6 protein-coding genes are annotated in these 6296 nt (G+C 34.2%); 1 reads left to right on the forward strand and 5 read right to left on the reverse strand.

The annotated features are described in order from the left end of the window. Positions 1–63 precede the first annotated feature (63 nt). The 5 genes from dnaN to FNW38_RS08380 form a co-directional block, all read right to left on the reverse strand. On the reverse strand, positions 64–1182 hold the full coding sequence (gene dnaN, locus FNW38_RS08360) for a DNA polymerase III subunit beta (protein ID WP_099715409.1): 1119 nt from the start codon (positions 1180–1182) through the stop codon (positions 64–66). 103 nt (positions 1183–1285) lie between these two features. Next, positions 1286–2971 (reverse strand): gliding motility-associated ABC transporter substrate-binding protein GldG, encoded by a 1686-nt coding sequence (gldG, locus tag FNW38_RS08365; RefSeq protein ID WP_143387424.1) that lies wholly within the window; start codon positions 2969–2971, stop codon positions 1286–1288. After that, positions 2971–3696 carry a gliding motility-associated ABC transporter permease subunit GldF gene (gldF, locus tag FNW38_RS08370; protein WP_143387425.1) on the reverse strand — a complete coding sequence of 242 codons (726 nt, stop codon included), beginning with the start codon at positions 3694–3696 and terminating at the stop codon, positions 2971–2973. Before gldF ends, gldG begins: the two co-directional genes overlap by 1 nt. 66 nt (positions 3697–3762) lie before the next feature. After that, on the reverse strand, positions 3763–4059 hold the full coding sequence (locus FNW38_RS08375; RefSeq protein WP_143387426.1) for a putative quinol monooxygenase: 297 nt from the start codon (positions 4057–4059) through the stop codon (positions 3763–3765). Between the two features lie 66 nt (positions 4060–4125). Further along, positions 4126–4953, reverse strand: a complete 828-nt coding sequence (locus FNW38_RS08380; protein WP_143387427.1) for an SAM hydrolase/SAM-dependent halogenase family protein — start codon at positions 4951–4953, stop codon at positions 4126–4128. A 182-nt stretch (positions 4954–5135) separates the two neighbouring features. Between FNW38_RS08380 and FNW38_RS08385 the strand changes: the two genes are divergently transcribed. Further along, positions 5136–6086 (forward strand): PhoH family protein, encoded by a 951-nt coding sequence (locus tag FNW38_RS08385; RefSeq protein WP_143387428.1) that lies wholly within the window; start codon positions 5136–5138, stop codon positions 6084–6086. Positions 6087–6296: the final 210 nt, after the last annotated feature.

The raw sequence follows: 6296 nt of genomic DNA on the forward strand, positions 1-6296 counted from the left end.
TACAATGGTAAGTATTATATTTGAATTCCAAAAATTAAAATATAACAAAATCAAAATATAATGTTAACTGTTCAGCATTACCGGCATAACAAGCATGGTAACTGTTTCACCTTCTTCTAATCCATCAACAGGAGTAAGGATTCCGGCTCTGTTTGGTAATGACATTTCAAGCATAATCATATCGGATTGCAAATTAGTCAACATTTCAGTTAAGAAACGAGAATTGTAACCTATTTGCATATCATCACCTTGGTAATCACATGTCAATCTTTCTTCTGCTTTATTTGAGTAATCAATATCTTCGGCAGAAACATTTAATTCAGCACCAGCGATTTTCAAACGAATCTGGTGTGTAGTTTTATTCGAAAAGATAGCAACACGACGAACTGAACTCAAAAATTGAGAACGATCGATCATTAATTTATTTGGATTTTCTTTTGGGATTACCGCTTCGTAATTTGGATATTTTCCATCAATCAAACGACACATTAAAACATAATTATCGAAAGAAAAAGTAGCATTCGAATCGTTATATTCAATTTTCACTTCAGCATCTGAAGTACCAAGAATATTTTTTAAGATGTTCAAAGGTTTCTTTGGCATAATAAAATCAGCTACTTGAGAAGCAGTAACATCTGTACGGGCATATTTCACTAATTTGTGTGCATCAGTTGCTACAAAAGTCAATCCTTGTGGCGAAAACTGAAAGAATACACCGGACATTACCGGACGTAAATCATCATTTCCCGCAGCAAAAATAGTTTTGCTAATTGCTGTAGCTAAAACATCAGCAGGAACAAGTGTTACAGAAGGATCATCTAAGTTAACCGATTTTGGAAATTCATCTCCAGGGGCATAAGCCAAGGCATATTTTCCAGAATTAGAGCTGATTTCAATCGTACTGTTTTCTTCAACGGTGAAAGTTAATGGTTGTTCCGGAAATGTTTTAAGGATTTCCAAAAGTAATTTTGCAGGAACAGCAACACTTCCTTTGCTTTCAGAATCAATTCCTAAAGTAGCAGACATTGTGGTCTCTAAATCAGAAGCAGAAACCGTTAACACATTGTGATCTAAATCAAATAGGAAATTATCTAAAATAGGCAAAGTATTACTGCTGTTGATAACGTTACCTAAAACTTGTAATTGTTTCAATAAGTACGAACTCGATACTATAAATTTCATCTGTTTTGTTTTATTTTTTAAGGTATTTCTTTAAATACGAAATACGATACATTTTACAAATATATCGTAAACTATTCTAGTTTGGAAACTTTTTTATTAACATCTATTTACTGTATTTTCTTTTTCGGAGGAATGTAAACAGAACACCAAAAAGTAATAAAATAAGAATTGGTAGCCCGATAGTTATGAATTGTGTACGAGTATAGTTTTCGTAAACTTTTTCTTTATCCAATAATGGCAAATCAAGATCCTTGCTTCGAATGTTAATAAGTCCGTTATCATCCAGCAGATAATTGATACAATTTATGAGAAAATCTTTATTGTCATACAAATTCCCGGATCTTTGGTCGTAGCCCAATTCAACGGGTTGGAAGTTCTTGTCCAATTGATTTTTTATCAAATCTCCATCCCCAATCACAATCATTTTATTGTCTTTTCCTGTAGCTTGAAATGTTTTTTGGTCAAAAGGCAAAACCCGATTTTCAAATATAGAATGAAACGAACCTTCCAGTAAAACCGAAAGCGGAATATTTCCTTTATTCAGGTAATCGTTTGGCGAAGTTTCTTCGGCAACACTATTCAGATTTATCTCCGTTGGAGTTCCTATTTTTTTCGAATATTGAGACGATTGCAACAGAATGGTTTTGTTAATTCCGTTTTTCAACGTATCAATAGGGTTGGCAAAATCAAATTTGATTCCGCCTAAATTTTTCACAATTGGATGCAAGCTATTTGGATAAACCTGAGGCGCAAATTTCCAGTTGAATTCCTGAAATTGAGTCGCGCTTCCTTGTTCACCAGTAGCCAATTTTATTGGACTTCCTTGTTCGTCTTTTACTAAATCAGGATTGATTCGGATGCCGTATTTGAAGAACATGTCATTCAGATTCAAATCTCTTGGATAGGCCAAAGTGGCTCCAGATGCATTGTACAAACTATCCATTTCTGCTGAAACTTGGTCAATCAGCCACAATGTTTTCCCACCATTGATAATAAATTGATCCAAAACTTGTTTCTCAGCATCTGTAAATGTTTCGGTAGGTTTAGCGATAACAGCCAAGTCATATTTTTCCAAAGCTTCTAGACTCCCTATTGGGTTTTTTGCAACTGAATCTAAAGTAAAAGGTCCGATATGATAACTTTCGCGTACCTGTAAAAGAAATTTAGCCATTACGATATCCTGAAGTTCTCCATTACCCTTGATTACGGCAATTTTCTTTTGTTTTGCTTTGGTGATTTTATTCAAACCTTCAGCAATCGAATATTCCAGATGCTGAACGGAACCAATCACTTTTTGGGTAGTTGAAGCGCCCATAATGTTTTTCAATAATGGAATATTAACTTCCTTATTGTCGTATACTGCAATTGCCCAAGGAAAAACCATCGATTGGGATTGCTTTCCTTTATCGTCAACGGCTATATTTATTGGCGTAAGCCCTTTTCGATACAACTCTTTAATATTATCCATACTTTCGTCTTTGTTCTCCAATGGATCTACAAATTCAAAAATAATATTCTTGTTGTACGCCTGAAATTCTTCCAGTAATTGCTTCGTTTCTTGCTGTAACCTTTTGAATTCAGCCGGTAAATCACCTTGCATATATACTTTTATAGACAAAGGATTTTTCACTTGTTTGATAATATTCAAAGAAGTTGTTGAAAGGGTGTATCTTTTATCTTTTGTCAAATCAAAACGATGAAAAAAGGAACTTCCAATTATATTCAAAAGCAATAAAACAGCAATGGTAATCAGTACCGATTTTAGGTTTTTTTTCTTAGAAGTTGTCATTACGATTTGAAAGATTTTAGATTATAAACAGTAAACGAAAGAAATAATACTGTTATGCTTGTAAAATAAAGAATATCTCTTGTGTCTAGTACGCCTCGGCTCATACTTTTGAAATGATCCTGCATTCCAAAAGAGGCAATTATTAAAGACATATTTGGAACAACAGAAGCCAAACCTTCGAAACCAAAATAGAAAAAGAAACATAAAAATACGGCAACAATGAAAGCCACAATTTGATTGTCAGATAATGTTGATGTAAATATTCCAATGGCTGAATACCCTGCAATAAGAAATAACAAGCCAAAATAAGAACTTATCGTGCTTCCCATATCGATATTTCCCTCGGGCATTCCTAAATTAGAAATAACTGCTACATAAATAAATGTTGGAATAATGGCCATTACAATTAAAAGCAAAGCTCCAAGAAATTTTCCATTTACGATTTGCCAAATACTCAACGGTTTCGTCAGCAATAATTCTAACGTTCCCTGTTTTTTTTCGTCCGAAAAACTGCGCATCGTTACCGCAGGAATCAAGAATATTAAAATCCAAGGTGCTAATGTGAAAAACGGGGTTAAGTCAGCAAAACCGGTATTTAAAATATTATATTCCCCTTCGAAAATCCAAAGAAACAATCCGTTGATAATTAGAAAAATGGCAATAACCAAGTAGCCGATGGGCGAACCGAAAAAGGATTTTATCTCTCGTAATACTATTGATTTCATTTGTTTTTTGTTTAAAAAGTTTAAGGTTTAAGGTTCAAAGTTGCTCAACTTTAAACTAAAAAAACTTTAAACCAAAGTAACTATTTTATCCACGCTCCAAGCTTCCGGTTTGTCGTTGAATAATTTCTTGGTGAATGTCCAAACATCATAAAAAAGTTCGGAATTTCTGTAATTTTCCAAATCGGCTTCGGTTTCCCAATAGCTATAGGTAAAGAAAATGCTCTTATTGTTTTTATCCTGATACAGTTCTAAGAAACGATTTCCGGGAGCATTTCGTATTTTATCTTTCATTAACTCAAAGTTTTCTAAAAAAGCAGGAATATGTTCCTCGTGAAAACTCAATTTTACAATTCGTACAAACATTGGGATTTATGATTTAAGATTGAGGATTAACGATTTTAGATTTTTTAAACTGATTACTGACCACTGCTAACGGAATACTATATTTATAATGTCTCTATAATTCAACCCCAATAAACTATTAGCTGATCCTACTTTGGAAGGATTGCTCCTAAAAATGGCAATCTCCAGAAAACCAGCTTCATTGAAAATGGCTAATTTTTCTCCTTCATAATATTTAATCGGATATTTATCAGAACTCGCAATTGCTGAATAATTGGGTAGAATCGTTTTAATATTTTTAGTTTTCAATACAATTTCATAAGGTCGTCCTTTGGCAACCTCAATAAAATATTTTTTAGAAATATTGGTCACCACATTCCCAAAATGATCAATATAAATAACATGACCTTTTAATGAATTGCCATCATCAGAGATAGTCGCTTGTAAGTTGGTTACTTGCTTGATATTTTTTATTTCTTTACCAATGACGTTCATCAAACCACCTTTGGCAATATGGCAAGCCACTTTTACGAAAACATCAAGATCAGTAGCTTCGCTGGGCAAACGGTCATGAATATTGATAGCCACCATTTTTTGAGGAACAATCTTTTGCGAAAGCATACTTAAAATGCCATTATCAGCGGCAATAAAATAATGATCATTCCATTGCATGACGATATGTTGATTTTCTTTATTTGATTCCATATCCACTCCAATAAGATGTACAGTGCCTTTTGGAAAGCTCGCAAACGAAGCTCCAAGAATATAACTTGCTTCTACAGTGTTGAATGGGTCAATATGATGCGAAATATCAATAACGGATGCCTCGGAATACTCGGATAAAATTTTCCCTTTCAGTGCGCCTACAAAGTGGTCTTTCAAGCCGTAATCGGTAGTAAGGGTAATTATTGACATAAATTTGTTTATAACTATTGGTGTTATGTAAACCTAATTTTATTAAATTTGAGAAGTGCAAAGCTAATAATAGTAAACACAAAAAACGAAAAACAAAAAACAAATTCTATTTAAAAACAAGAAATATACCCGACAACCAATTGATTTATAAAAAAATTAATTTTAATTTAAAACTACCTCATTTGAACGAAAGAATAATCGAGCTCATAGACATCGCTCCAAAAGACTTTTGGGGCGCTCAAGACACTCATCTTGAAACAATTAAAAAGTACTACCCAAAATTAAAGATTGTAGCTCGGGGAACAACCTTAAAAGCTTTTGGAGAAAAAGAGGTTCTGGACGAGTTCGAAAAACGTTTTCAACGGCTAATGCTTCATTTTACTCGTTACAATACTATCGATGATAATGTCATAGAACGCGTTATTTTAAGCGACGGCCAAGAAGAAAGAAAAGCTTTTGGGCATGACAAAATTTTGGTGCATGGAGTAGGTGGGAAGATCATAAAACCAATGACGCCCAATCAACAATTGTTGGTGGATACCATGGAAAAGAATGATATGGTTTTTGCCGTTGGACCTGCAGGAACAGGAAAAACATACACGGGGGTCGCTATGGCTATTAAGGCGTTGAAAGAAAGACAAGTCAAGCGTATTATACTCACGCGTCCCGCAGTAGAAGCAGGGGAGAATCTTGGTTTTCTTCCTGGTGACATGAAGGAAAAACTGGATCCTTACATGCAACCTCTTTACGATGCTTTGCGGGATATGTTACCCAATGAAAAACTGGAGGATTATATTCTAAAGGGAATTATCCAAATTGCCCCTTTAGCATTCATGCGCGGTAGGACTTTGGATAATGCTTTTGTAATCTTGGATGAAGCGCAAAACACGACACATTCCCAAATGAAAATGTTTCTGACCCGTATGGGGAAAAGCGCCAAATTCATGATTACAGGTGATCCTGGCCAGGTCGATTTGCCAAGAAGAACCATTTCCGGACTTAAAGAAGCCTTGTTGGTTTTGAAAGATGTCGATGGAATTGGGATTATTTATCTTGATGATAAAGATATTGTAAGACATCGATTAGTTAAAAAAGTGATTGATGCATATAAGATGATTGAGAATACTGATTAGATAATAGATAAGTTCATTTTTTGGAGCGAGAGGTTCGGGAATTTGTCTGCTGAGATTCTTCCCGTTTTTCGCTTCAAATTAAATTAACTTGAATTAAAAAAATAAATTAGTGAAGTAATCTTAAAAAAGAGATTAGGTATAGGCGTTTAGGTCGCAATTTATTATTTTTGCCTGATGGCAGATAGAAATATTTTTAGAGGAGTGAATTCA

This window comes from Flavobacterium gawalongense, assembly GCF_007097265.1.
GTDB lineage: Bacteria > Bacteroidota > Bacteroidia > Flavobacteriales > Flavobacteriaceae > Flavobacterium > Flavobacterium gawalongense.

Coding starts and splice junctions, on each gene's coding strand:
- gldG (WP_143387424.1), bottom strand. CDS start 2,971: ATGACAACTTCTAAGAAAAAAAACCTAAAATCGGTACTGATTACCATT.
- gldF (WP_143387425.1), bottom strand. CDS start 3,696: ATGAAATCAATAGTATTACGAGAGATAAAATCCTTTTTCGGTTCGCCC.
- FNW38_RS08380 (WP_143387427.1), bottom strand. CDS start 4,953: ATGTCAATAATTACCCTTACTACCGATTACGGCTTGAAAGACCACTTT.
- dnaN (WP_099715409.1), bottom strand. CDS start 1,182: ATGAAATTTATAGTATCGAGTTCGTACTTATTGAAACAATTACAAGTT.
- FNW38_RS08375 (WP_143387426.1), bottom strand. CDS start 4,059: ATGTTTGTACGAATTGTAAAATTGAGTTTTCACGAGGAACATATTCCT.